At 59.8% G+C, this 24,989-nt stretch carries 28 protein-coding genes; 27 read left to right on the top strand and 1 reads right to left on the bottom strand.

The features are described 5' to 3' along the window. The first annotated feature begins 2 nt into the window (after nt 1–2). The 10 genes from rpoC (at nt 3) to rpsJ (ending at nt 14,175) form a co-directional block, all read left to right on the top strand. Entirely contained in the window at nt 3–4,250 is a 4,248-nt protein-coding gene (rpoC, locus tag SJQ66_RS28550; protein WP_024906044.1) for a DNA-directed RNA polymerase subunit beta', read from the top strand. Nucleotides 4,251–4,472: 222 nt separating this feature from the next. Continuing rightward, on the top strand, nt 4,473–5,423 hold the full coding sequence (locus tag SJQ66_RS28545; RefSeq protein ID WP_046154174.1) for a cation diffusion facilitator family transporter: 951 nt from the start codon (nt 4,473–4,475) through the stop codon (nt 5,421–5,423). Nucleotides 5,424–5,573: 150 nt separating this feature from the next. After that, on the top strand, nt 5,574–6,527 hold the full coding sequence (locus tag SJQ66_RS28540) for a cation diffusion facilitator family transporter (RefSeq protein WP_024906042.1): 954 nt from the start codon (nt 5,574–5,576) through the stop codon (nt 6,525–6,527). 125 nt (nt 6,528–6,652) lie between these two features. After that, entirely contained in the window at nt 6,653–8,497 is a 1,845-nt protein-coding gene (recQ, locus tag SJQ66_RS28535; protein ID WP_024906041.1) for a DNA helicase RecQ, read from the top strand. 127 nt (nt 8,498–8,624) lie between these two features. After that, nucleotides 8,625–8,759, top strand: a complete 135-nt coding sequence (locus SJQ66_RS28530; protein WP_260843921.1) for a hypothetical protein — start codon at nt 8,625–8,627, stop codon at nt 8,757–8,759. 161 nt (nt 8,760–8,920) lie between these two features. After that, nucleotides 8,921–9,298 carry a 30S ribosomal protein S12 gene (gene rpsL / locus SJQ66_RS28525; RefSeq protein WP_024906040.1) on the top strand — a complete coding sequence of 126 codons (378 nt, stop codon included), beginning with the start codon at nt 8,921–8,923 and terminating at the stop codon, nt 9,296–9,298. 231 nt (nt 9,299–9,529) lie between these two features. Further along, nucleotides 9,530–10,000 carry a 30S ribosomal protein S7 gene (gene rpsG, locus SJQ66_RS28520; RefSeq protein WP_024906039.1) on the top strand — a complete coding sequence of 157 codons (471 nt, stop codon included), beginning with the start codon at nt 9,530–9,532 and terminating at the stop codon, nt 9,998–10,000. Nucleotides 10,001–10,196: 196 nt separating this feature from the next. Further along, nucleotides 10,197–12,299, top strand: coding sequence for an elongation factor G (fusA, locus tag SJQ66_RS28515; RefSeq protein WP_024906038.1), 2,103 nt, complete (start codon nt 10,197–10,199; stop codon nt 12,297–12,299). Nucleotides 12,300–12,423: 124 nt separating this feature from the next. Continuing rightward, nucleotides 12,424–13,614, top strand: coding sequence for an elongation factor Tu (gene tuf, locus SJQ66_RS28510; RefSeq protein ID WP_024902012.1), 1,191 nt, complete (start codon nt 12,424–12,426; stop codon nt 13,612–13,614). A 249-nt stretch (nt 13,615–13,863) separates the two neighbouring features. Next, a complete protein-coding gene (gene rpsJ, locus SJQ66_RS28505; RefSeq protein WP_024902011.1) occupies nt 13,864–14,175 on the top strand; it encodes a 30S ribosomal protein S10 in 312 nt (103 codons plus the stop codon). A gap of 148 nt (nt 14,176–14,323) precedes the next feature. Here the strand turns inward: rpsJ and SJQ66_RS28500 are convergent, their stop codons facing one another. Next, the gene (locus SJQ66_RS28500; protein ID WP_320534836.1) at nt 14,324–15,052 is read right to left on the bottom strand and encodes a porin family protein; all 729 of its coding nucleotides are present in this window, start codon (nt 15,050–15,052) and stop codon (nt 14,324–14,326) included. Between the two features lie 268 nt (nt 15,053–15,320). Between SJQ66_RS28500 and SJQ66_RS28495 the strand changes: the two genes are divergently transcribed. From SJQ66_RS28495 to rplF, 17 genes are all read left to right on the top strand, one after another. Further along, on the top strand, nt 15,321–16,937 hold the full coding sequence (locus tag SJQ66_RS28495) for an NAD(P)/FAD-dependent oxidoreductase (RefSeq protein WP_320534835.1): 1,617 nt from the start codon (nt 15,321–15,323) through the stop codon (nt 16,935–16,937). Between the two features lie 383 nt (nt 16,938–17,320). Further along, on the top strand, nt 17,321–17,983 hold the full coding sequence (gene rplC / locus SJQ66_RS28490) for a 50S ribosomal protein L3 (RefSeq protein WP_052738401.1): 663 nt from the start codon (nt 17,321–17,323) through the stop codon (nt 17,981–17,983). A 2-nt stretch (nt 17,984–17,985) separates the two neighbouring features. Continuing rightward, nucleotides 17,986–18,606 carry a 50S ribosomal protein L4 gene (rplD, locus tag SJQ66_RS28485; protein WP_320534834.1) on the top strand — a complete coding sequence of 207 codons (621 nt, stop codon included), beginning with the start codon at nt 17,986–17,988 and terminating at the stop codon, nt 18,604–18,606. Then, complete coding sequence (rplW, locus tag SJQ66_RS28480; protein ID WP_024902006.1) at nt 18,603–18,920, top strand: 50S ribosomal protein L23; 318 nt, start codon at nt 18,603–18,605, stop codon at nt 18,918–18,920. The genes rplD and rplW overlap by 4 nt, the downstream gene beginning before the upstream one ends. 2 nt (nt 18,921–18,922) lie before the next feature. Further along, nucleotides 18,923–19,753 carry a 50S ribosomal protein L2 gene (gene rplB, locus SJQ66_RS28475; RefSeq protein WP_024902005.1) on the top strand — a complete coding sequence of 277 codons (831 nt, stop codon included), beginning with the start codon at nt 18,923–18,925 and terminating at the stop codon, nt 19,751–19,753. 9 nt (nt 19,754–19,762) lie between these two features. Then, nucleotides 19,763–20,038 (top strand): 30S ribosomal protein S19, encoded by a 276-nt coding sequence (gene rpsS / locus SJQ66_RS28470; RefSeq protein ID WP_024902004.1) that lies wholly within the window; start codon nt 19,763–19,765, stop codon nt 20,036–20,038. A gap of 12 nt (nt 20,039–20,050) precedes the next feature. Beyond that, nucleotides 20,051–20,380: a 50S ribosomal protein L22 gene (gene rplV, locus SJQ66_RS28465; protein ID WP_024902003.1), complete on the top strand. Its 330-nt coding sequence runs from the start codon at nt 20,051–20,053 to the stop codon at nt 20,378–20,380. Nucleotides 20,381–20,390: 10 nt separating this feature from the next. Beyond that, entirely contained in the window at nt 20,391–21,167 is a 777-nt protein-coding gene (rpsC, locus tag SJQ66_RS28460; RefSeq protein WP_024902002.1) for a 30S ribosomal protein S3, read from the top strand. A 2-nt stretch (nt 21,168–21,169) separates the two neighbouring features. Next, nucleotides 21,170–21,586, top strand: a complete 417-nt coding sequence (gene rplP, locus SJQ66_RS28455) for a 50S ribosomal protein L16 (protein ID WP_024902001.1) — start codon at nt 21,170–21,172, stop codon at nt 21,584–21,586. 12 nt (nt 21,587–21,598) lie between these two features. Next, nucleotides 21,599–21,793: a 50S ribosomal protein L29 gene (gene rpmC / locus SJQ66_RS28450; RefSeq protein WP_024902000.1), complete on the top strand. Its 195-nt coding sequence runs from the start codon at nt 21,599–21,601 to the stop codon at nt 21,791–21,793. Then, entirely contained in the window at nt 21,790–22,062 is a 273-nt protein-coding gene (gene rpsQ, locus SJQ66_RS28445; protein ID WP_024901999.1) for a 30S ribosomal protein S17, read from the top strand. The genes rpmC and rpsQ overlap by 4 nt, the downstream gene beginning before the upstream one ends. Before the next feature lie 403 nt (nt 22,063–22,465). Next, nucleotides 22,466–22,834: a 50S ribosomal protein L14 gene (rplN, locus tag SJQ66_RS28440; RefSeq protein ID WP_024901998.1), complete on the top strand. Its 369-nt coding sequence runs from the start codon at nt 22,466–22,468 to the stop codon at nt 22,832–22,834. Between the two features lie 9 nt (nt 22,835–22,843). Further along, on the top strand, nt 22,844–23,152 hold the full coding sequence (gene rplX, locus SJQ66_RS28435; protein WP_024901997.1) for a 50S ribosomal protein L24: 309 nt from the start codon (nt 22,844–22,846) through the stop codon (nt 23,150–23,152). 15 nt (nt 23,153–23,167) lie between these two features. Continuing rightward, nucleotides 23,168–23,707: a 50S ribosomal protein L5 gene (gene rplE, locus SJQ66_RS28430; protein ID WP_024901996.1), complete on the top strand. Its 540-nt coding sequence runs from the start codon at nt 23,168–23,170 to the stop codon at nt 23,705–23,707. Between the two features lie 7 nt (nt 23,708–23,714). Next, entirely contained in the window at nt 23,715–24,020 is a 306-nt protein-coding gene (gene rpsN / locus SJQ66_RS28425) for a 30S ribosomal protein S14 (protein ID WP_024901995.1), read from the top strand. A gap of 13 nt (nt 24,021–24,033) precedes the next feature. Next, nucleotides 24,034–24,429 (top strand): 30S ribosomal protein S8, encoded by a 396-nt coding sequence (gene rpsH / locus SJQ66_RS28420; protein WP_024901994.1) that lies wholly within the window; start codon nt 24,034–24,036, stop codon nt 24,427–24,429. A 16-nt stretch (nt 24,430–24,445) separates the two neighbouring features. Then, nucleotides 24,446–24,979, top strand: coding sequence for a 50S ribosomal protein L6 (rplF, locus tag SJQ66_RS28415; RefSeq protein ID WP_320534833.1), 534 nt, complete (start codon nt 24,446–24,448; stop codon nt 24,977–24,979). Nucleotides 24,980–24,989 lie beyond the last annotated feature (10 nt).

Here is a 24,989-nt window from a genome sequence, read left to right as displayed (position 1 = left end):
CAATGAAAGCGCTGCTCGATCTATTCAAGCAAGTCCAGCAAGACGAAGTATTCGACGCGATCAAGATTGGCCTCGCGTCGCCCGAGAAGATCCGGTCCTGGTCTTTCGGCGAAGTCAAAAAGCCGGAAACGATCAACTACCGTACGTTCAAGCCGGAACGGGATGGCCTGTTCTGCGCGAAGATCTTTGGGCCGATCAAGGACTACGAGTGCCTGTGCGGCAAGTACAAGCGCCTGAAGCACCGTGGCGTGATCTGCGAAAAATGCGGCGTTGAAGTCACGCTGGCGAAAGTGCGTCGCGAACGCATGGGCCATATCGAACTGGCTTCGCCGGTCGCGCATATTTGGTTCCTGAAGTCGCTGCCGTCGCGTCTGGGCATGGTCCTGGACATGACGCTGCGCGACATCGAACGCGTGTTGTACTTCGAGGCCTTTGTCGTCATCGAACCGGGCATGACGCCGCTGAAGCGCGGCCAGATCATGACCGAGGAAGATTACTACGCGAAGGTCGAGGAATATGGCGACGAATTCCGTGCCGAAATGGGTGCGGAAGGCGTGCGTGAACTGCTGCGTTCGATCGACATCGATGCGCAGGCGGAAATGCTGCGTGCCGAGTTGAAGGCAACGGGTTCCGAAGCCAAGATCAAGAAGTTCGCGCGTCGTCTGAAGGTGCTGGAAGCATTCCAGCGCTCGGGCATCAAGCCGGACTGGATGGTCATGGAAGTGCTGCCGGTGCTGCCGCCGGAGCTGCGTCCGCTCGTCCCGCTGGACGGTGGCCGTTTCGCGACCTCGGACCTGAACGACCTGTATCGCCGCGTCATCAACCGGAACAACCGGTTGAAGCGTCTGCTCGAGCTGAAGGCGCCTGAAATCATCGTCCGCAACGAAAAGCGGATGCTGCAGGAAGCTGTCGACTCGTTGCTCGATAACGGCCGCCGCGGCAAGGCCATGCAAGGCCCGAACAAGCGCGTGCTGAAGTCGTTGACCGAGAGCATCAAGGGTAAGGGCGGGCGTTTCCGTCAGAACTTGTTGGGTAAGCGCGTCGACTATTCGGGCCGTTCGGTCATCGTGGTGGGTCCGACGTTGAAGTTGCACCAGTGCGGCCTGCCGAAGTTGATGGCGCTTGAGTTGTTCAAGCCCTTCATCTTCAACAAGCTCGAACTGATGGGCGTCGCGACCACGATCAAGGCCGCGAAGAAGGAAGTCGAAAGCCAGACGCCGGTGGTGTGGGACATCCTCGAAGAGGTGATTCGCGAGCACCCGGTGATGCTGAACCGCGCGCCGACGCTGCACCGTCTGGGCATCCAGGCGTTCGAGCCGGTGCTGATCGAAGGGAAGGCCATCCAGCTGCACCCGCTGGTCTGCGCGGCGTTCAACGCCGACTTCGACGGTGACCAGATGGCCGTGCACGTCCCGCTGTCGCTGGAAGCGCAGTTGGAAGCACGGACGTTGATGCTGGCATCGAACAACGTCTTGTTCCCGGCGAACGGCGATCCGTCGATCGTGCCGTCGCAGGATATCGTGCTGGGTCTGTACTACGCGACGCGTGAAGCCGTGAACGGTAAGGGCGAAGGCCTGACTTTCACGGGCGTCTCCGAAGTGATCCGCGCGTACGAGAACAAGGAAGTCGAACTGGCTTCGCGCGTCAATGTCCGGATCACCGAGCAGGTTGCGAATCCGGACAAGAGCGACGGTCAGCCGGCGTTCGTGCCGAAGATCTCGCTGTACGCGACGACTGTCGGCCGTTCGATCCTGTCGGAAATTCTGCCGCCGGGCTTGCCGTTCTCCGTGCTGAACAAGCCGCTGAAGAAGAAGGAAATCTCGCGCCTGATCAATACGGCTTTCCGCCGTTGCGGCCTGCGTGAGACGGTGATCTTCGCCGACGCGCTGATGCAGTCCGGGTTCCGTCTGGCAACGCGCGCCGGTATTTCGATCTGCGTGGACGACATGCTCGTGCCGCCGCAGAAAGAGACGATCGTCGGCGATGCCGCGAAGAAGGTGAAGGAATACGATCGCCAGTACATGTCGGGTCTGGTGACCGCGCAGGAACGCTACAACAACGTGGTCGACATCTGGTCGGCAACGTCGGAAGCGGTCGGCAAGGCGATGATGGAGCAGTTGGCAACCGAGCCGGTTGTCGACCGTGACGGCAACACCGTGCAGCAGGAATCGTTCAACTCGATCTACATGATGGCCGACTCGGGTGCCCGTGGGTCGGCGGTGCAGATTCGTCAGTTGGCAGGTATGCGCGGCCTGATGGCCAAGCCGGATGGCTCGATCATCGAGACGCCGATTACCGCGAACTTCCGCGAAGGCTTGAACGTGCTGCAGTACTTCATCTCCACCCACGGTGCCCGTAAGGGTCTGGCGGATACGGCGTTGAAGACGGCAAACTCCGGTTACCTGACGCGTCGTCTGGTCGACGTGACGCAGGATCTGGTGGTGGTCGAGGACGATTGCGGTACGTCCAACGGCGTGGCGATGAAAGCACTCGTCGAGGGCGGTGAGGTGGTGGAAGCACTGCGTGACCGTATCCTCGGCCGCGTGGTCGTGTCGGAAGTCGTGAACCCGGAAACGCAGGAAACGCTGTACCACGTTGGCGACTTGCTGGACGAAGACGCTGTCGAGGAAATCGAGCGCCTGGGGATCGACGAGGTGCGCGTGCGTACCCCGTTGAGCTGCGAAACGCGTTTCGGTCTCTGCGCACTGTGCTACGGCCGTGACCTGGGCCGTGGCTATCGCGTGAACGTCGGCGAGGCGGTGGGTGTGATCGCGGCACAGTCGATCGGTGAGCCCGGTACGCAGTTGACGATGCGGACCTTCCACATCGGCGGTGCGGCATCGCGTGCGGCAGTCGCATCGAGCATCGAGGCAAAGTCGAACGGTACGGTGCGCTTTACCGCGACGATGCGCTACGTGACGAACGGAAAGGGCGAGCAGATCGTCATCTCCCGTTCGGGCGAAGTCATGATCACGGACGATCTGGGCCGTGAGCGTGAGCGCCACAAGGTGCCGTACGGCGCGACGCTGTTGCAACTGGACGGCGCGCAGATCAAGGCCGGGACGCAGTTGGCTACGTGGGACCCGATGACGCGCCCGATCATCACCGAGCATGGCGGTACGGTGAAGTTCGAGAATGTCGAGGAAGGCGTGACGGTCGCGAAGCAGATCGACGATGTAACGGGTCTCTCGACGCTGGTGGCGATCGACTCGAAGCGTCGCAGCGCCCAAGCGGGCAAGACGTTACGTCCGCAGGTCAAGCTGCTCGACGAGAAGGGCGCCGAAGTGAAGATCCCGGGCACCGATCACTCGGTGACCGTGAGCTTCCAGGTTGGCGCGCTGATCACCGTGAAGGATGGCCAGCAAGTACATGTGGGTGAAGTGCTGGCGCGTATCCCGACCGAAGCGCAGAAGACGCGTGACATTACCGGCGGTTTGCCGCGGGTGGCCGAGTTGTTCGAAGCGCGATCGCCGAAGGATGCAGGCATCCTGGCCGAAGTGACCGGTACCGTGTCGTTCGGTAAGGACACGAAGGGCAAACAGCGTCTGGTGATCACGGATCTCGATGGCAATCCGCATGAGTTCCTGATCGCGAAGGAAAAGCAGGTACTGGTGCACGACGGCCAGGTCCTGAACAAGGGTGAAATGGTGGTCGACGGTCCGGCAGACCCGCACGATATCCTGCGTTTGCAAGGTATCGAGGCGTTGTCGCGTTACATCGTCGACGAAGTGCAGGACGTGTATCGTCTGCAGGGCGTGAAGATCAATGACAAGCACATTGAAGTGATCGTTCGCCAGATGCTGCGTCGTGTGCAGATCGTCGATGCCGGCGACACCCGTTTCATCCCGGGCGAGCAGGTAGAGCGTTCCGACATGCTGGACGAGAACGACAAGATGATCGCAGAGGACAAGCGTCCTTGCGTCTACGACAACGTGCTGCTGGGCATTACGAAGGCATCGCTGTCGACAGACTCGTTCATCTCGGCGGCATCGTTCCAGGAAACGACGCGCGTGCTGACGGAAGCCGCGATCATGGGCAAGCGCGACGATCTGCGCGGTCTGAAGGAAAACGTGATCGTTGGTCGTCTGATCCCGGCGGGTACGGGGCTGGCCTTCCACAAGGCCCGCAAGGCGAAGGAAGCCGCCGATCGCGAGCGTCACGACCAGATCGCGGCCGCGGACGCGTACGACTACCCGCTGGACGATGCGGCGCCGGTCGAATCATCGACGACGCAACCGTCCGAAGGTTGATGCGCTGAGCGTGCGCGCACTGGTGGGAGATCCACCGGTGTTCGTCCTCTCCGCCAATCTCACGGACACAAAAAACCGCCTTCGGGCGGTTTTTTTATTCCTACGCGGTGACGGCGGTGGCAAGTGATCGCGCGGAGGGGCACGGAACGGTGGCGCGCTGCGCGCCACTCATGCAGCAGGCGATCAACACTGGAGGGTCGCGATCCTTTCCGGAGTGTTGTCATGGCTGGTTCGCCGCCGCAGTTGTCCCAACCGCTCTTGGCGATACTGCGTAGTCCGTCAGAGCCGCAGGTCCTTGCGATATCGATTGCGGCGACGTTCGCGATGGCGTTCCTGGGTATTCTGCTTGGCATCATCGCTAACTCGCAGGCCATCATCTTCGATGGCGTCTTTGCGGTGATCGATGCATCGATGACGATCCTTTCTTTCTTTGTCGCACGATTGCTGCAACACGATGGCAGTCGTCGCTTTCAATACGGATTCTGGCATTTCGAACCGCTTGTCGCGGCTTTCAACGGCTCGATCCTGCTGCTGCTCTGTCTGTATGCTATCGTCGATGCGATCCGGAGCCTTTTCGCGGGTGGCGGGCAGCAGGTGGCGCTGGACGTGACAGCAGTGTATTCGGTGGTCGTCTGCCTGATTTGCGTTGCGTTGTACCTGTTCCAGTTCCGAGCGAATCGTACCCTGCGATCCGCCCTCATCGCCGTTGACATGCAAAGCTTCCTGATGTCGGGCTGCATCACCGTTGCCTTGTTTGGCGGCTTCGGGTTGGCGACATTGATCGAACATGGCGGGTATCCGGAAATGGGCCGATACGCCGATCCACTGGTCCTGCTGCTGCTTGCGCTCGGGCTGTTGCCGATTCCCGCGCGCATCGTTCGTGATGCCATGCGTGAAGTGTTCCTTGTCGCGCCGCCATCGGTGAATGACCACGTCAGAGAAGTCGTCTCCACGGTGGTGCATCGTCATGGCATGCTGGACTTCGCCAGTTACGTTGCCAAAAGTGGCCGAATGTATCTGGTCGAAATCCATATTCTCGTGCCGCATCATCACCAGGTGCCGGTGGAGGGCTACGACTTGATCCGCGCGGAGATCGCCGACGCGCTGGGCCCGTCGTTCAATCTCCATCAATGGCTTTCCATCGCTTTTACCGCGCGACGGGAATGGATTTGATTGTCGGCGCACACCGTGCTTTGCCGCGCCACCATGCCCGCAAGGCGTTAAGCAAAATTCCGGTTTGGCGGGATCGCCGGCTTTGGCTGATAGGCGCGCCCGTATCGGTGTGACACACTGGCCTGATCTCCTCGAACAACGCATTGGTGCATGTTGCCGCACATTCCTATTCACCGCCTGGCGCGTTTCTGGCGCCGGTGGACATTGCCCTCGGAGGCGGACGTGCTGGCATTGTCGGCAGGGCTGACCGCCCTACTGGCTTTGTTTGGTGTCATCTATGGCTTGGTGGTCAACTCACGCGCCATTGTGTTCGACGGGGTATTCGAGTCGATCGATGCGGCGATGTCGGGATTAGCCATGGCGACGGCGTTGCTCGTGTCCCGAGAGGGGAGCCGCCGCTTCCAGTACGGCTATTGGCACATCGAACCGCTTGTTGCGGCATTCAATGGCGCGATTCTGATGCTGCTGTGTCTTTACGCGACGATCAACGCGCTCCAAATACTGCTGACGAACACGTCGCAGGTGATCTCCTGGGACGTCACCGCTCTTTACTCCGGCATTTCGTGCGGCGTTTCACTGGCGTTGTGGATGTACGAGCGACGGGCCAATCGGCGATTGCAGTCGACGCTCGTCCGCATCGATGCCGATGGGTTCCTGATGTCCGCGGTCATTTCGGCGGGGGTGTTCGCCGGGTTCGGATTGGCGTCGCTGGCGGGCCATGCCGGGTGGGAAATCGTTGCCCGAAACGCCGACGCAGGCGTTTTGCTGATACTGGCGCTCGGCCTGTTGCCTTTGCCGATGCGCATCCTGCATCATGCGCTCCGCGAGATTTTTCTGATTGCGCCGGAGGCGCTGCATCGGCGAGTGCGCGAGGCCGTCGATCCCGTCATCGCGCGGCACGGTCTGCTAGGCTACAACAGCTATGCGGCCAAGACCGGCCGGCTTTATCGGATCGATATCCATATCATCGTTCCTGCGGGATGGTGCCACAGCATTGAAACACACGACGCGTTGCGCCGAGAAATCGCGGCGACGCTGGAGCCGGAGGCGCGCCTGGATGCATGGCTCTCCGTGTCATTTACCGGGCAACCGTCATGGGCGTGACCGGCAGGCGATGCAGCCGCCCCCTCGCCGAATGGATAGTTTTATGCTGGTACATGGTTCCGCGCCCATGCAAGCGGTAAACTGCGGACGTTGGCGCTGTCGCGCGGTCCGAAGTTTGAGCTCCCATGTCCCGTAGTCTTGCGATTCTCCAGGAAACCTTTGGCTATCCCGCCTTCCGTGGGCCTCAGGCGGAGATCGTCGAGCATGTGGCGGCCGGCGGTGACGCGCTCGTCCTGATGCCTACCGGCGGCGGCAAGTCCCTGTGCTACCAGATTCCCTCGCTCGTACGCGCGCAGGCCGGGCTTGGCGCCGGCATCGTCGTATCGCCGTTGATCGCCCTGATGCAAGATCAAGTGGCGGCGATGCATGAGGTCGGGGTGCGGGCGGCGTGCCTGAATTCGGCGATGGATGGGCGCGAAGCATTTGCAACCGAGCGGGCGTTCGAGAACGGTGATATCGATCTGCTGTATGTCGCCCCGGAAAGGCTGATGACACCCCGCTTTCAGGAGTTGTTGCGTCGTTCCCGTGTTGGATTGTTCGCAATCGACGAAGCGCACTGCGTGTCGCAATGGGGGCACGACTTCCGCCCTGAATACATCCAGTTGTCGGTGCTGCACGAGCGTTTTCCGGACGTTCCGCGCATCGCCTTGACCGCCACCGCGGATCAGGTGACGCGAGAAGAGATCGTGCGTCGCTTGGCATTGACGGACGCACGCATCTTCATTTCGAGTTTCGACCGACCGAATATCCGCTACCGCATCGTCGAGAAAGACAATGCACGCACGCAATTGCTCGATTTCATCCAGGCGGAGCATCGGCGCAAGGACGGTAGTTGCGATGCGGGCGTCATTTATTGCCTGTCCCGACGAAAGGTCGAGGAGACGGCGGAATGGCTTGTCAGCAAGGGCATCCGCGCCTTGGCTTACCACGCAGGCATGAATGCGGATGTCCGACAACGCCACCAGGCCATGTTCAAGCAGGAGGAAGGCATTGTCATGGTGGCGACCATCGCCTTCGGCATGGGTATCGACAAACCGGATGTGCGTTTTGTCGCGCATCTTGATTTGCCGAAGAGCGTGGAAGGTTATTACCAGGAAACCGGCCGCGCCGGCCGTGACGGCTTGCCCGCCAATGCCTGGATGGCCTATGGGCTGGCAGACGTTGTCCAGCAAAAGCGGATGATCGACGAATCGCCGGCGGACGACAGTCACAAGCGCTCGATGTCCGCCAAACTGGATGCGCTGCTGGGCCTTTGTGAAACGGCGCACTGCCGTCGTCAACGGCTGCTGTCGTACTTTGGCGAGGAGAGCGCGCCGTGCGGTAACTGCGACACCTGTCTGGAGCCGCCGGCAACGTGGGATGGCTCGCGCGAGGCACAGATGGCGTTGTCCTGCGTCTTCCGCGCCGCGGAGGCGGGAGGTATCCGCTACGGTGCCGGACATCTCATCGATATCCTCCGGGGCGTGTCCACCGAGCGGGTGCAAGGACGAGGGCATCAGTTATTGTCGACGTTCGGTATCGGCAGCGCGTTGTCCGAGCCGGAGTGGCGTGCCATTTTTCGCCAACTGGTGGCCGCCGGGCTGCTGACCGTCGATCACGACGGGCACGGCGCGCTGATGCTGACGGAAAGCAGTCGTTCCGTGCTGAAGGGTGAAACGAAGGTGACCTTGCGGCGCTATGTGAAGCGCGCCCGGCAGCGAATCGCCGAAGGTCGTGCCACCGCTGCTGCGGACCGGACCGCCAATATGGATCTGGCGGAACTGGGGCGCTGGGAAAGGCTGCGTGCATGGCGCACCGAGACGGCAAAAGCCGATGGGGTGCCTGCCTATTTGATCTTTCATGACGCGACGCTGGCGGAAATCGCGACGCGCGCGCCGGACTCCGTCGATGCGCTGAAGGATATCCCCGGCATTGGCGCGCGAAAACTCGAACGGTTTGGTCCGGAACTGATCGAGGTTGTCGCAGGCTGACCGCATTCGCTTGCTTATACCAGGTTATCTCCGGATATGGCTGGGAATGACGCACGGTGTCCGCGATCCGCTTTGCGACTGCAGCCGGCATCCTTCCGTTTCCACAATGGCCTAGGACGGTCTGACGATGCCTTCAGCTGTCGTGTTCGCGGCAAAAGCGTACAGTGAGTCGACGCTGATTGATCTTGCGTATTCGCTGGAGCAGGCGCTGCGACGCGCGAAAATGCAGCGTGTAGCCCCGAGTTACCTGCAGGTATGCTGATTTCGTCGCGCAGCAACCGCGGTCACCGTACGCAAGTGATTGCCAAACTTGCGCTTTTCTGTTAACTCGGTATAGAATCCAGGGTTCCGTTTGCTAAAAATGGAATGTAGCCGCTTGCCCGGTTACAGACATCGACAGAAACACTTTTCCGCAGGAAAAAAATGCCAACCATTAATCAATTGGTTCGCAAGGCCCGTACTTCAGAAGTCGTGAAGAGCAAGAGCCCGGCCTTGCAGGACTGCCCCCAACGTCGCGGCGTGTGCACCCGTGTGTACACGACCACGCCGAAGAAGCCGAACTCCGCACTGCGTAAGGTGGCGAAGGTTCGTCTGACGAACGGTTTCGAAGTTATTTCGTATATCGGTGGTGAAGGCCACAACCTGCAGGAACACTCGGTCGTGCTGATTCGCGGCGGCCGGGTCAAGGACTTGCCGGGTGTGCGTTACCACATGGTCCGCGGCTCGCTGGATACCCAGGGCGTCAAGGATCGGAAGCAATCGCGCTCGAAGTACGGCGCAAAGCGTCCGAAGAACAAGTAAGGCCTGATCGCCGTCGCGCGCGCCGGAATGTCCCGGTAAGCGATTGTAGGTGTCAGTGTCTGCGGCGCGTCCGCTGCAGTGACGGTCCTAAGCGCTGAGCAAAATGCGCAGGTCGCCAACTGTTGAGTAAGTGTTGCCCCGGGCATGTGGTCTCAAGCGTCGAGATCCTCCGTTGGTGCAACCCGGGTAAGTCGTTTTGACAGCCCGAACTGAAAAGGTAAGAGGAAAGAAATGCCACGTCGTCGTGAAGTCCCCAAGCGGGAAGTGTTGCCGGATCCGAAGTTCGGCAATGTCGATGTCACCAAATTCATGAACGTCCTGATGCTGGACGGTAAAAAGGCAGTTGCAGAGCGCATCGTGTATGGCGCGTTCGAGCAAATCCAGACCAAGGGCGGCAAGGACCCTCTGGAAGTCTTCACGACTGCCATGAACAACGTGAAGCCGGTGGTTGAGGTGAAGAGCCGTCGCGTGGGTGGTGCAAACTACCAGGTGCCGGTGGAAGTGCGTCCGTCGCGTCGTATGGCGTTGGCGATGCGCTGGCTGCGTGAAGCGGCAAAGAAGCGCAGCGAGAAGTCGATGGCGCTGCGTTTGGCAGGCGAGTTGCAAGAAGCCGCGGAAGGCCGTGGCGCTGCAATGAAGAAGCGCGACGAAGTGCACCGCATGGCGGAAGCGAACAAGGCGTTCTCGCACTTCCGCTTCTGATGCCGGGACTGTTCCGCGGCGGTCGACCGGGCGGTTGGCAACGCCTCGGAGCAGTCCGCCGGTATGTCGGCGTACTCCGGGCGGGAGCGCGAATGCGCCTCGCCCGTTTGTGTTAGGGCGCGCGGGAAAATGTCCGTCGGATGACACTCCGTGTTGGCCCCCTTTTCCCGCGTTACCAGAGAGATAGAGGATAACCGTGGCACGCAAGACACCCATCGAGCGCTACCGCAACATCGGCATCAGCGCTCACATTGATGCTGGCAAGACGACGACCACCGAACGGATTCTGTTCTACACCGGTGTCAATCACAAGATTGGCGAAGTGCATGACGGCGCCGCGACGATGGACTGGATGGCGCAGGAGCAGGAGCGCGGCATCACGATCACGTCCGCTGCGACCACCGCCTTCTGGAAGGGCATGGGCGGCAACTATCCGGAGCATCGGATCAACATCATCGACACCCCGGGTCACGTTGACTTCACGATCGAAGTGGAACGTTCGATGCGCGTGCTCGATGGCGCCTGCATGGTTTACTGCGCAGTGGGCGGTGTGCAGCCGCAGTCGGAAACCGTATGGCGTCAGGCAAACAAGTACAACGTGCCGCGTCTCGCGTTCGTCAACAAGATGGACCGTACTGGCGCGAACTTCTTCAAGGTGTACGAGCAGATGCGTACACGCCTGAAGGCGAACCCGATTCCTATCCAGGTACCTATCGGCGCGGAAGAAAACTTCCAAGGCGTGATCGATCTGGTCAAGATGAAGGCCATCGTGTGGGATGACGCCGCACAAGGTACGAAGTTCGAGTACAGGGATATTCCCGCCGAACTGCAGGGCGTTGCCGATGAATGGCGCGAAAAGATGGTCGAAGCCGCGGCTGAAGCGTCGGAAGACCTGATGAACAAGTACCTGGAAGAAGGCACGCTGTCAGAAGCCGAGATCATGCTCTCGCTGCGCACGCGTACCATCGCCGGCGAAATCGTGCCGATGATGTGCGGTACGGCGTTCAAGAACAAGGGCGTGCAGGCGATGTTGGATGCGGTCATCGACTACATGCCGTCGCCCATCGATATTCCGCCGGTCAAGGGCTTGCTTGAGAACGATGAGCCGACCACGCGTCAGGCATCGGATGAAGAGAAGTTCTCGGCGCTGGCCTTCAAGATCATGACGGACCCGTTCGTCGGTCAGTTGGCGTTCTTCCGCGTGTACTCGGGCTTGGTCAATGCAGGCGATACCGTCTATAACTCCGTCAAGGAGAAGAAGGAACGCCTGGGCCGGATTCTGCAGATGCATGCGAATCAGCGCGAGGAAATCAAGGAAGTGCGCGCCGGCGACATCGCCGCGGCGGTGGGCCTGAAGGAAGTGACGACGGGTGATACGCTGTGCGATCCGTCGGCGGTGATCGTGCTCGAACGCATGATTTTCCCGGAGCCGGTGATTTCGCAGGCTGTCGAGCCGAAGACGAAGGCCGACCAGGAAAAGATGGGCCTGGCGCTGAACCGTCTGGCACAGGAAGATCCGTCGTTCCGCGTGAAGACCGACGAAGAATCGGGTCAAACCATCATTTCGGGTATGGGCGAACTGCACCTGGAAATTCTGGTCGACCGGATGAAGCGTGAGTTCAACGTCGAAGCGACGGTCGGTAAGCCGCAGGTGGCGTACCGCGAAACGATCCGCAAGATCGCTGCGGACGTCGACGGCAAGTTCGTCAAGCAGTCGGGCGGTCGTGGTCAGTACGGGCACGTTGTCATCACGCTTGAGCCGAACGAACAAGGCAAGGGCTACGAGTTCCTGGACGAAATCAAGGGCGGTGTGGTGCCGCGTGAATTCATCCCGGCAGTCGACAAGGGTATCCAGGACACGTTGAAGGCGGGTGTGGTTGCAGGCTACCCGGTGGAAGACGTGAAGGTACGCCTCGTGTTCGGTTCGTACCACGATGTGGACTCGAACGAAAACGCGTTCCGGATGGCTGGTTCAATGGCTTTCAAGGAAGCGATGCGCAAGGCAAGCCCTGTGCTGCTCGAGCCGATGATGGCGGTGGAAGTGGAAACGCCGGAAGACTATGCCGGTAACGTGATGGGCGACTTGTCGTCGCGTCGCGGTATGCTGCAAGGCATGGACGACATGGTTGGTGGCGGCAAGCAAATCAAGGCTGAAGTGCCGCTGTCGGAAATGTTCGGCTACTCCACGTCGTTGCGTTCGGCGACCCAAGGTCGTGCGACGTACACGATGGAGTTCAAGCATTACGCGGAAGCACCGAAGAACGTCGTCGAGGCGATTGTCGCCGCGAAGGGCAAGTAAGCGAAAACGACTCACCGCGCATTCGTGTGTACGCGTGCGCGGACGTGTCGCCGGACCGGGCTGAATGCCGGCGGGCCGGTGGCGCAGATCCTGAATATCGAACCATTTTTGAAAGCATACTGACATGGCTAAAGGCAAGTTTGAACGTACCAAGCCGCACGTGAACGTGGGCACGATCGGTCACGTTGACCACGGCAAGACGACGCTGACGGCGGCGATTGCAACGGTTCTGTCGAAGAAGTTCGGCGGTGAGGCGAAGGCGTACGACCAGATCGACGCGGCGCCGGAAGAGAAGGCACGTGGCATTACGATCAACACGGCGCACGTTGAGTATGAGACGGCGAATCGGCACTACGCGCACGTTGATTGCCCGGGCCACGCTGACTACGTGAAGAACATGATCACGGGTGCGGCGCAGATGGACGGCGCGATCCTGGTGTGCTCGGCCGCGGACGGCCCGATGCCGCAAACGCGCGAGCACATTCTGCTGTCGCGTCAGGTTGGCGTGCCGTACATCATCGTGTTCCTGAACAAGGCGGACATGGTGGACGACGCTGAGTTGCTGGAGCTGGTGGAAATGGAAGTGCGGGAGTTGCTGTCGAAGTACGACTTCCCGGGCGACGATACGCCGATTATCAAGGGTTCGGCGAAGCTGGCGCTGGAAGGCGATGCGGGCGAGCTGGGCGAAGTGGCGATCATGGCATTGGCCGAAGCGCTGGACACGTACATCCCGACGCCGGAGCGTGCGGTTGACGGTACGTTCCTGATGCCGGTGGAAGACGTGTTCTCGATCTCGGGTCGCGGCACGGTGGTGACGGGTCGTGTTGAGCGCGGGATCATCAAGGTTGGCGAGGAAGTGGAGATCGTCGGTCTGCGCGATACGCAAAAGACGACGGTGACGGGCGTTGAAATGTTCCGCAAGCTGCTGGACCAAGGTCAGGCAGGGGACAACGTAGGCGTGCTGGTGCGTGGTACGAAGCGTGAAGACGTGCAACGTGGTCAAGTGCTGGCGAAGCCGGGCTCGATCAAGCCGCACACGGACTTCACGGCGGAAGTGTACGTGCTGAGCAAGGATGAAGGCGGTCGTCATACGCCGTTCTTCAACAACTATCGTCCGCAGTTCTACTTCCGTACGACGGACGTGACGGGCTCGATCTCGCTGCCGGAAGGCAAGGAGATGGTCATGCCTGGCGACAACGTGTCGATTTCGGTGAAGTTGATCGCTCCGATCGCGATGGAAGAAGGTTTGCGCTTCGCTATCCGCGAAGGCGGCCGTACCGTCGGTGCCGGCGTCGTGGCAACCATCACGAAGTAAGGTTGCCTCGGCGGTGTCGGGCCTGCTTCATGCTGGTTCGGCACCGCAAGCCCCTTGTCGCGCGGGTGTGCCGCATGCGCCCCGGTGTTGTTTCAATACCGATTTCACGCATTACGGTGCAGGGAAGCGGCGCGACGATGGGGGCTGTTGTATATTCCGGTTTGCGTTGATACTTTGCAGGGCAATCGCGCAACCCCTCGCTCTTTATTTGATGGCGGACCCAGCCGCCTCGCTCTTTAAGGAAACATCATGGCAAGCCAAAACATCCGTATTCGCCTGAAGGCATTTGATTATCGCTTGATCGATCAATCGGCAATCGAAATCGTTGAGACAGCGAAGCGGACGGGCGCCATCGTGCGCGGTCCGGTACCGCTGCCGACGAGTATTGAACGCTTCGACGTGCTGCGCTCGCCGCACGTGAACAAGACATCGCGTGACCAGTTCGAAATCCGTACGCACCAACGCCTGGTCGACATCATCGATCCGACCGAAAAGACGGTTGACGCGTTGATGAAGCTGGATCTGGCCGCTGGCGTCGACGTGAAGATCAAACTGGCCTAAGCCATTCGATGGACGCGGGCGGTTGGCGGGTATCGCCGCCACCAATGAAAAAAACCGACCTTTCGAGGTCGGTTTTTTTTTGCGCAACAGGGCGACGAGCGAACGTGCGCCTTAGGGCGAGATGATCGAGGCGACCTGCACAGGTGCCCTAGAACGTATAAGCGATGCCTGCGGATATGACCGTCTGGCCATTGTTGTACAGCCCGCGCGAGCGCAGGCCACTTTGAAAAGGTGTCAGACGCGTAATGTCGATGTTTCCGGTGATCTGTCGGAGCAGCGCGACGCGCAGACCTACTCCCAATGACAGGGCGGGCTCGAACTGGGTAGCCTTGCCGGGCCGTGGGGCCTTTTCGGCGTTCGGGTGCGACGTGCCGGGAAACGGTACCGATGATCGCAGCACACCCGCACCGCCGCTTAGCACGAGATCCACGCGACGCGGGATCAGTGGCACCAGGTAAAGGCCTTCGACACCCATAAAATGAGACGTCAGGCCTCCGCGGCTGCCGGTCGTCTTTCCGTTGATCGAAAGCGTGGGTTGCGTACCCAGATACAGATATCGCACACGTATGCCAGTGCGGTCATGAATGTAGCCAACCGCGGCGCCGAAGCCGAAGCGTCCGTCGTTGGCCAATCCATAAAGCGTATGTCCGTCCCCGCCGCCGAGTTTGCTATTGGCGGCGGATAGGCGACCTGGGCCGATGGACAGCAAGCCATCGGCTTGTACAAAAACACCATTGGTCGCCGCGACCGCCTCGGAGGAGGCGACGAGTGGTGCGACGCTCAGTACTGCGCACGTCAGGACGTGCGCGATTTTTCGACAAGGCGTGCGCCGCGTCCCGTTGCTTTTAGCAAGGTGTGGATAGGCAGGAAGTCGCATGAAGTCGCTCCAAAAGCTATTGCGCGAACAGGGGCCGAGACGGGCATGCCGCGCTATCACTGACCCGTTTGGCAACGATAGAGCGTGGTCGTGGTGAGAGCGATTGGACTGGCCTCAAAGACTGCGTGGACTCGTCCTTGTTTGGTTGGGGGGGGCTTGTTGGGGCGATGCGACGCCTGCGCCCCCGCGGTCCTGGGGACGCAGGGGCGATTGCGCGGTAGAATCCGCGCATTGGCGGATAGATAGCGCCCTTTGCACACCGATCACCATGTTACGAATCAGTGAAATCAAGCTGTCGCTTGACCACACGGAAGACGCGCTCGCGTCGGCCATCCATGCTCGCTTGGCGCAACTGCACGTTCCTGCTGAAGATTTGCTGCGCTACAGCGTGTACAGAAGGGCCCACGATGCCCGCAAGCGTTCCGATATCAAGCTCACGTATATCGTCGATGTCGATATCAAGGATGAAGCCAAGGCGCTCGCGCATCTGAAGGGCCAGCCTCACGTCGCAGTCACTCCGGACATGCGGTACAAATTTGTTGCGCGGGCGCGGGAAGACTCGCCGGCGACATCGCGGCCGGTGGTCATCGGTATGGGGCCATGTGGTCTTTTTGCGGGGCTGATCCTGGCGCAGATGGGGTTCCGCCCGATTATTCTGGAGCGCGGGAAGGCCGTTCGTGAGCGCACCAAGGACACCTGGGGGCTGTGGCGCAAGAATGTCCTGCAGCCTGAATCCAACGTGCAGTTTGGCGAGGGAGGCGCAGGGACTTTCTCCGATGGCAAGCTGTACAGCCAGATCAAGGACCCGAAGTTTTATGGGCGGAAGGTGCTTGAGGAGTTTGTTCTGGCGGGTGCACCGGACGATATCCTCTACCTGAGCCGGCCGCATATCGGCACGTTCCGCCTGGTCAGTATGGTCGAGAAAATGCGTGCCACGATCCATTCGCTCGGCGGCGAAGTGCGGTTTGAGTCACGTGTCGACGACATTCATATCGAAGATGGGGCAGTCCGTGCCCTGGCTCTCTCGACTGGCGAGACGTTGCGCTGCGATCATGTCGTGCTATCGGTGGGACATAGTGCACGCGATACGTTCGAGATGCTCCACAACCGTGGCGTGTTCATGGAAGCGAAACCGTTTTCCCTGGGTTTTCGTATCGAACATCCGCAAGGTGTGATTGATCGTAGTCAGTTCGGGCGCTTTGCCGGACACAAGCTTCTCGGCGCGGCGGACTACAAGGTCGTCCATCATTGCAGCAACGGTCGCGCCGTCTACAGCTTCTGCATGTGCCCCGGCGGGACCGTGGTCGCCGCCGCGTCGGAGCCGGGGCGCGTGGTGACCAACGGGATGAGCCAATACTCCCGTAACGAGCGCAATGCGAATGCAGGAATCGTGGTTGGCATTACGCCGGACGATTTTCCCGGTGGTCCGCTGGCGGGCATTGCCTTTCAGCGTCACTGGGAGGCACGGGCGTTTGAATTAGGCGGGTGCGACTATCGTGCCCCGGCGCAACGGGTTGGTGACTTCCTTGCGAAGCGGTCGAGTACGCAGTTGGGAAGCGTGGAGCCGTCATACAAGCCCGGCGTCAATCTAACCGATTTGAGTACGGCGCTGCCCGACTACGTCATTGACGCCATCCGCGAGGCCTTGCCCGAGATCGATAAGAAATTACCGGGTTTCGCGATGGCCGATGCGATATTAACGGGAGTGGAAACGCGAACCTCATCACCCGTTCGTGTCCGCCGGAACGACAACTACCAGAGTATCAATGTCAAAGGCTTGTACCCCGCCGGTGAGGGCGCCGGGTACGCCGGAGGCATTTATTCGGCGGCGATCGACGGCATCAAGGTTGCCGAGGCGCTCGCGTTACAGTTAGTGCGCTGTTGATCCTACGCGAGCGGCGCTTTGTCGCAACACGGACGCGCCGTCGGCAGGGGCTGCGCGGCGGTTGCGCGGTGAGTGCCGCCGGTGCGCCATGCCCTCGCCGTTTCTCCTTCGCCGATGCCGTCCCGCAACGCCTACGGTATTTCCCCTTGCTGATCAGATAGATGCCTTGCACGCCCCGGTTACCTAAGGTATAGTGATGAGCTTTTCGTCGCTAAGACGATTTGATTTCCCGTTCAAACGCCGCTTCCCGCGGAAAGTGATCAGGAAATTTGCGCCAAGCCTGCCGCCTGATTAAGGGGTGTGTGGGCGTTTTCCGCTGAGATTTCGCACCCTTTTGGGTGTATTTAAGCCCCGGCCAATCGCAGTCGGGAATGGAGAAAACAATGAGCCTTGGACTCGTGGGTCGCAAGGTTGGGATGACCCGTATCTTTACGGCTGATGGGGATTCGATTCCTGTCACCGTGTTGGACGTGTCGAACAACCGTGTAACGCAGATCAAGACGCTGGAAACCGACGGCTATGCTGCGGTCCAGTTGGCATACGGCGAGCGTCGCCGCTCGCGCGTGACGAAGCCGGAAGCTGGTCATCTGGCCAAAGCCGGTGTCGAGCCGGGTGTCGTCCTGAAGGAATTCCGTGTCGACGCGGAGCGTGCAGCTTCGCTGGCACTGGGTGCCGTGGTGGATGTCGACCTGTTCGCGGATGGCCAAAAGGTCGACGTGCAGGGCGTGTCGATCGGTAAGGGTTATGCCGGTACCATCAAGCGCTATAACTTCGCATCCGGTCGTGCTTCGCACGGTAACTCGCGCTCGCACAATGTGCCGGGCTCGATCGGTATGGCGCAGGATCCGGGTCGCGTTTTCCCCGGTAAGCGCATGACGGGTCACATGGGTGACGTCACCACCACCACGCAAAATCTGCAGATCGCGCGTATCGACGCGGATCGCAAGCTGATCTTCGTTCGCGGCGCGGTGCCGGGCGCGAAGAACGGCGTCGTGTTCGTGACGCCGGCAGTGAAGGCGCACGTTACTGTCGCGCAAGGAGCCTGATCATGGAACTGAAGCTCCTGAATGAGCAAGGTCAAACGGGCGAGGCAGTCATTGCGTCGGACGCCGTTTTTGGTCGCGATTACAACGAAGCGCTGATTCACCAGATCGTCGTCGCCTATCAGGCGAACGCACGTAGCGGTAACCGCGCGCAGAAGGATCGTGAGCAAGTCAACCACTCCACGAAGAAGCCGTGGCGCCAGAAGGGTACGGGTAACGCTCGTGCCGGTATGCGCTCCAGCCCGCTGTGGCGTGGGGGTGGTCGGATTTTCCCGAATTCGCCTGAAGAAAACTTCACGCAGAAGGTCAACAAGAAGATGTTCCGTGCGGGCATCTCGTCGATCTACTCGCAATTGGTTCGTGAAGGCCGTCTGTCCGTGATCGAGCCGATCACGTTGGAAGCGCCGAAGACCAAGCTGCTCGCGCAGAAGTTCAAGAGCCTGGGCCTCGAGTCCGTGCTGATCATCACCGATGAGCTCGACGAGAACCTGTATCTGGCATCGCGCAACCTGCCTGGCGTCGCTATTGTCGAGCCGCGTTATGCCGACCCGCTGTCGCTGATCCATTTCAAGAACGTTCTGGTCACGAAGGCGGCGGTTGCCCAGATCGAGGAGTTGCTGTCATGACGGACGTTCGCAAAAAGGATCATCGTTTGCTGCAGGTCCTGCTCGCGCCGGTAGTCTCCGAAAAGGCGACGTTCGTGGCGGAAAAGAACGAGCAGGTCGTGTTCGAGGTCGCGAAGACCGCGACGAAGCCTGAAATCAAGGCGGCTGTTGAGCTGCTGTTCAAGGTTGAAGTCGAGTCGGTCCAGGTCCTGAACCGTAAAGGCAAGGAAAAGCGTTTTGGCCGTTTCATGGGCCGCCGCGCACACGTGCGCCGCGCTTATGTCTCGCTGAAGCCGGGCCAGGAAATCAACTTTGAATCGACGGAGGCCAAGTAATCATGGCGCTCGTTAAAGTCAAACCAACCTCCCCGGGGCGCCGCGGGATGGTCAAGGTCGTCAATGCCGACCTCTACAAGGGGCGTCCGTTCGCGGCGCTCGTGGAGAGTGAAAGCAAGACAGCCGGCCGTAACAACAACGGTCGCATCACGACGCGCCATAAGGGCGGTGGGCATAAGCAGCAATATCGTCTCATCGACTTCAAGCGCACCAAGGATGGCATCCCGGCGAAGGTCGAGCGTATCGAATACGACCCGAACCGTAGCGCGAACATCGCGCTGGTGCTGTACGCGGATGGTGAGCGTCGTTATATCGTCGCCACGAAGGGCATGGTTGTCGGCCAAGCGCTGATGTCCGGTTCCGAAGCCCCGATCCGTCCGGGTAATACGTTGCCGATTCGGAATATTCCGGTTGGTACGACGATCCACTGCATCGAAATGTTGCCGGGCAAGGGCGCGCAGATCGCGCGGTCGGCCGGCACCTCGGCGATGTTGCTGGCGCGTGAAGGCATCTACGCGCAGGTTCGTCTGCGTTCGGGCGAAATCCGTCGCGTGCACATCGAATGCCGTGCAACGGTCGGCGAAGTCGGCAACGAAGAGCATAGCCTCCGTCAAATCGGTAAGGCCGGTGCAATGCGTTGGCGTGGTGTTCGTCCGACGGTTCGCGGTGTTGCAATGAACCCGGTGGATCACCCGCACGGTGGTGGTGAAGGTAAGACCGCAGCTGGTCGCGATCCGGTCTCCCCGTGGGGCCAGAAGACCAAGGGCTTCCGCACCCGTCGCAACAAGCGCACGACCAGTATGATCGTGCAGCGCCGCAACAAGAAGCGTTAAGGAGCCGACATGGCACGTTCTCTTAAGAAAGGTCCGTTCTGCGACGCCCACTTGCTGAAGAAGGTTGAAGCGGCGGCGTCCTCGCGTGACAAGAAGCCGATCAAGACTTGGTCGCGTCGTTCCACGATCCTGCCCGATTTTATCGGTCTGACGATCGCGGTCCACAACGGTCGCCAACACGTTCCGGTGTACATCTCGGACAACATGGTAGGCCACAAGCTTGGCGAATTCGCTCTGACCCGGACGTTCAAGGGTCATGCAGCGGACAAAAAGGCCAAGCGGTAAGGGGCGATAGAGATGGAAGCTAAAGCAATTCATCGCGGGGCCCGTATGTCGGCCCAGAAGACCCGGTTGGTCGCTGATCAGATCCGCGGCCTGCCTGTTGCTCGTGCGTTGGACGTCTTGACGTTCTCGCCGAAGGCTGCAGCCGTGGTTGTTAAGAAGGTTCTGTTGTCGGCTATCGCGAATGCGGAGCACAACGAAGGCGCAGACATCGACGAGTTGAAGATCAAAACGATCTATGTCGACAAAGCGGGTTCGTTGAAGCGCTTCACGCAGCGCGCGAAGGGTCGCGGCAACAAAATCGAAAAGCAGACCTGTCACATCTTTGTGGCAGTCGGGGACTAAGGGGTCGACGATGGGACAAAAAATTCATCCGACCGGCTTCCGGCTGGCCGTGACGCGTGACTGGTCGTCGCGCTGGTACGCAGGCAATGAGAATTTTGCGGGCATGTTGTCCCAAGATATCAAGGTCCGCGAATACCTGAAGAAGAAGCTGAAGAACGCTTCGGTAGGTCGTGTGCTGATCGAACGTCCGGCAAACAATGCCCGGATCACGATTTTCAGTTCGCGTCCTGGCGTCGTGATCGGCAAGAAGGGTGAGGATATCGAGCTGTTGAAGTCGGACCTGCAACGCCTGTTGGGCGTGCCGGTTCACGTCAACATCGAAGAAATCCGCAAGCCGGAAATCGATGCGCAGCTGATCGGTGATTCGATTACGCAGCAGCTCGAGCGCCGTATCGCGTTCCGTCGCGCAATGAAGCGCGCGATGGCCAATGCGATGCGTCTGGGTGCCCAAGGCATCAAGATCATGAGCTCGGGTCGTCTGAACGGTATCGAAATCGCACGTACGGAATGGTATCGCGAAGGCCGTGTGCCACTGCACACGCTGCGTGCCAACATCGACTACGCAACTTCGGAAGCGCAGACGACGTACGGTCGCATCGGTGTCAAGGTGTGGGTCTACAAGGGCGACCACCTGGGCCCGAACGAAGCGCCGGCAGTGGAAGAGGCGCCGGTCGAAGACAAGCGTAATCGTCGCAACGCACGTCCGGGCGATCGCCGCCCGCGCCGTGACGGTGAAGGCGGTGGTCCTGGTGCGCGTCGTGGTGCGCCGCGCCGCACTGGAGGGTAATCATGCTGCAACCGAAGCGTAGAAAGTATCGTAAGGAGCAGAAGGGCCGTAACACCGGTGTAGCGACTCGCGGTAACGCGGTGTCGTTTGGTGAGTTCGGTCTGAAGGCTATTGGTCGTGGTCGTCTGACCGCGCGTCAAATTGAATCTGCGCGTCGTGCCATGACGCGTCACATCAAGCGCGGTGGCCGGATCTGGATTCGAATCTTCCCGGATAAGCCAATCTCGCAAAAGCCGGCGGAAGTGCGGATGGGTAACGGTAAGGGTAACCCGGAGTACTACGTCGCTGAGATTCAACCAGGCAAGATGCTGTACGAAATGGACGGCGTTACCGAAGAATTGGCGCGCGAAGCGTTCCGTCTGGCCCAGGCAAAACTGCCGATCCAGACGACCTTCGTTGTTCGTCACATCGGCGCCTGAGGGAGATGAACGATGAAAGCATCTGAACTTCGCAGTAAGGACGAAGCGGCGCTCAACCAGGAACTCAGCGATTTGCTGAAGGCCCAGTTCGGCCTGCGCATGCAGCTGGGTACCCAGCAGCTGAGCAATACCAGCCAAATCAAGAAGGTTCGTCGCGACATCGCACGCGTACGCACCCTCTTGACGGAAAAGGCGAGCCAGAAATGAACGATACCGCTACCAATAGCTTGAAGCGCACGCTGTCCGGCACCGTTACCAGCAACAAGATGGACAAGACGGTGACCGTGCTGGTCGAGCACCGCGTGAAGCACCCGATCTACGGCAAGTATGTCGTACGCTCGAAGAAGTACCACGCGCATGACGAAAGCAACACGTATAACGAAGGTGATCTCGTTGAGATTCAGGAGTCGCGTCCTATCTCGAAGACGAAGGCATGGACGGTGTCCCGCCTGATCACTGCCGCGCGCGTGATCTGATTGCGTACGCCTCCTCGGACTTTGGTTCGGGGCGGTGATCAAAGAGCCGGCTGAAAAAGGCCGGCTTTTTCATCACCGCAACTGTTCGACCTGATGTGGTGAAACGGCGACGTGGCCCGGTTTTTGGCCCTGTCGCCGCGAAGGTATTGCTAAGGAAGAGAAAGCGGGCTATACTCTCGCTCTTTGCTTCAATTTGGATTCGCCCGAAAGGGCGTTTTGGTGCCGATTATCATTCGCCGGGCGGTTTGTGCAGGCTTCGGCGGGTGGCAGTGGCACCAAGGTGATAGTGGTCCTTCAGCTGTCGCCTGCCGTTCACGCCCAAACAGCCGGCTGGCTGACGGGACCAAGACTGACCGATGGCGCCATGGTGGCGTTCTCGGATTAAGTTGGGAAAAGTTAAATCATGATCCAGACCGAATCTCGGCTCGAAGTGGCCGACAACACCGGTGCGCGTGAAGTCATGTGCATCAAGGTGCTAGGCGGCTCCAGGCGGCGTTACGCAGCTATTGGCGACGTCATCAAGGTGACCGTGAAAGAAGCGACACCGCGTGGCCGCGTCAAGAAGGGCGAAATCTACAACGCTGTTGTTGTTCGTACCGCAAAGGGCGTTCGCCGTGCAGACGGCTCGCTGATCAAGTTCGACGGCAATGCCGCCGTGCTTTTGAATAACAAGCTCGAGCCGATCGGCACCCGTATTTTCGGGCCGGTGACGCGTGAGCTGCGCAGCGAACGCTTCATGAAGATCGTTTCGCTGGCGCCGGAAGTGCTGTAAGGAGCCGCGATGGAAAAGATTCGCAAGGGCGATGAGATCATCGTCATTACCGGTAAAGACAAGGGCAAGCGCGGCACCGTGCTGCTGGTGGCAGAAGATCACGTTGTGGTCGAAGGCCTGAATCTGGTGAAGAAGCACGTCAAGCCGAACCCGATGAAGGGTACGACGGGCGGTGTGGAAGCCAAGGCTATGCCGCTGCAGAAGTCGAATGTGGCGCTGGTGGATGCGAACGGCAAGCCGTCGCGTGTGGGCATCAAGGTTGAGGACGGGAAGAAGGTGCGTTTCCTGAAGTCGACCGGTGCGACGATCAGCGCTTGACGCTTGGAGTGACAAATGACTCGTCTGCAAGAGATTTACAAAGAAAAAGTCATCCCTGAGTTGACCGAAAAGTTCGGTTACAAGTCAGTGATGGAAGTGCCGCGTCTGGTCAAGATCACGTTGAACATGGGTCTTGGCGAAGCGGTTGCTGACAAGAAAGTGATCGAACACGCCGTGGGCGACCTGACGAAGATTGCTGGCCAAAAGCCGGTGGTCACGAAGGCACGCAAGGCTATCGCAGGTTTCAAGATCCGTGAGCAGTATCCGGTCGGTGCGATGGTTACGCTGCGTCAAGAACGTATGTGGGAATTCCTGGATCGTTTCATCACCATCGCGTTGCCGCGTGTGCGTGACTTCCGAGGTGTTTCCGGCCGTGCGTTCGATGGTCGTGGTAACTACAACATCGGTGTGAAAGAGCAGATCATTTTCCCCGAAATCGAATACGAGAAGATCGACGCGCTGCGTGGGCTGAACATCAGCATCACGACCACCGCGAAGACCGACGAAGAAGCGAAGGCGCTGCTCGCCAGCTTCAAGTTCCCGTTCAGAAACTGAGGTTAACGTGGCTAAAAAGGCACTGATCGAACGTGAAGACAAGCGGGCGCGCCTGGTTGCAAAGTTCTCGGCCAAGCGCATCGCATTGAAGACGATCATCGACGATTCCAGCAAGACCGACGATGAGCGTTATCAAGCACGCCTGGCGCTGCAACAGCTGCCGCGCAATGCGAATCCTACGCGTCAACGCAATCGTTGTTCCGTCACGGGTCGTCCCCGTGGCACTTTCCGTAAATTTGGCCTCGCCCGTAACAAGCTGCGCGAGATGGCTTTCCGCGGCGAAATCCCGGGCCTGACCAAGGCCAGCTGGTAATAGGAGAAACGATATGAGTATGAGTGATCCTATCGCCGATATGCTGACCCGCGTCCGAAACGGACACCAAGTCGGGAAGACGTCGGTAGTCATGCCGTCGTCGAAGCTGAAGGTTGCGATCTGCAAGGTCCTGAAGGACGAAGGCTATATTGAAACCTACGCCGTGACGACTGACGGTGCGAAGGCATCGCTGGGCATCACGCTGAAGTACTACGCCGGCCGTCCGGTCATCGAGCGCATCGAACGCGTGTCGAAGCCTGGTCTGCGCGTGTACAAGGGTCGTGACGACATTCCGCGCGTGATGAACGGGCTGGGCGTCGCCATTGTTTCCACCCCGCGCGGTGTGATGACCGATCGTGCAGCGCGCGCCGCAGGCGTGGGCGGCGAAGTCATCTGCTACGTCGCCTGACGTCAGGGAGAGAACAATGTCTCGAGTTGGTAAAAGCCCGATCACCGTGCCGGCAGGCGTGGAAGTAACGATTGGCGCGGAACAAATCGTGGTCAAGGGCCCGAGCGGTTCGGTGTCGCTGGCAGCACAACCGCTGGTAAAGGTTGCGCTGGACAGCGGTGTTCTGACCTTCGAAGTCGCGGATGAAAGCGGGGAAGCGAATGCGCTGTCCGGTACGCTGCGCGCACTGACCAATAACGCGGTTATCGGCGTGACGAAGGGTTTCGAGCGCAAGCTGACCCTGGTCGGCGTCGGTTACCGTGCGCAAGTGCAAGGCGACAAGATCAATCTGTCGCTGGGTTTCTCGCATCCGGTCGTGCACCAGTTGCCGGCTGGCGTGACGGCAGTAGCGCCGTCGCAGACCGAGATCGTCATCAAGGGGATCAATAAGCAAGTCGTCGGTCAGGAAGCTGCGAAAGTTCGCGGCTACCGTCCGCCTGAGCCATACAAGGGCAAGGGTGTGCGGTACTCCGACGAGGTTGTGATCCTCAAGGAAACCAAGAAGAAGTAAGGTGCCCACC

The sequence above is a fragment of the Robbsia andropogonis genome (assembly GCF_034047095.1).
GTDB classification, from domain to species: Bacteria; Pseudomonadota; Gammaproteobacteria; order Burkholderiales; family Burkholderiaceae; genus Robbsia; species Robbsia andropogonis.
This window is presented reverse-complemented; position numbering and strand designations above follow the sequence as displayed.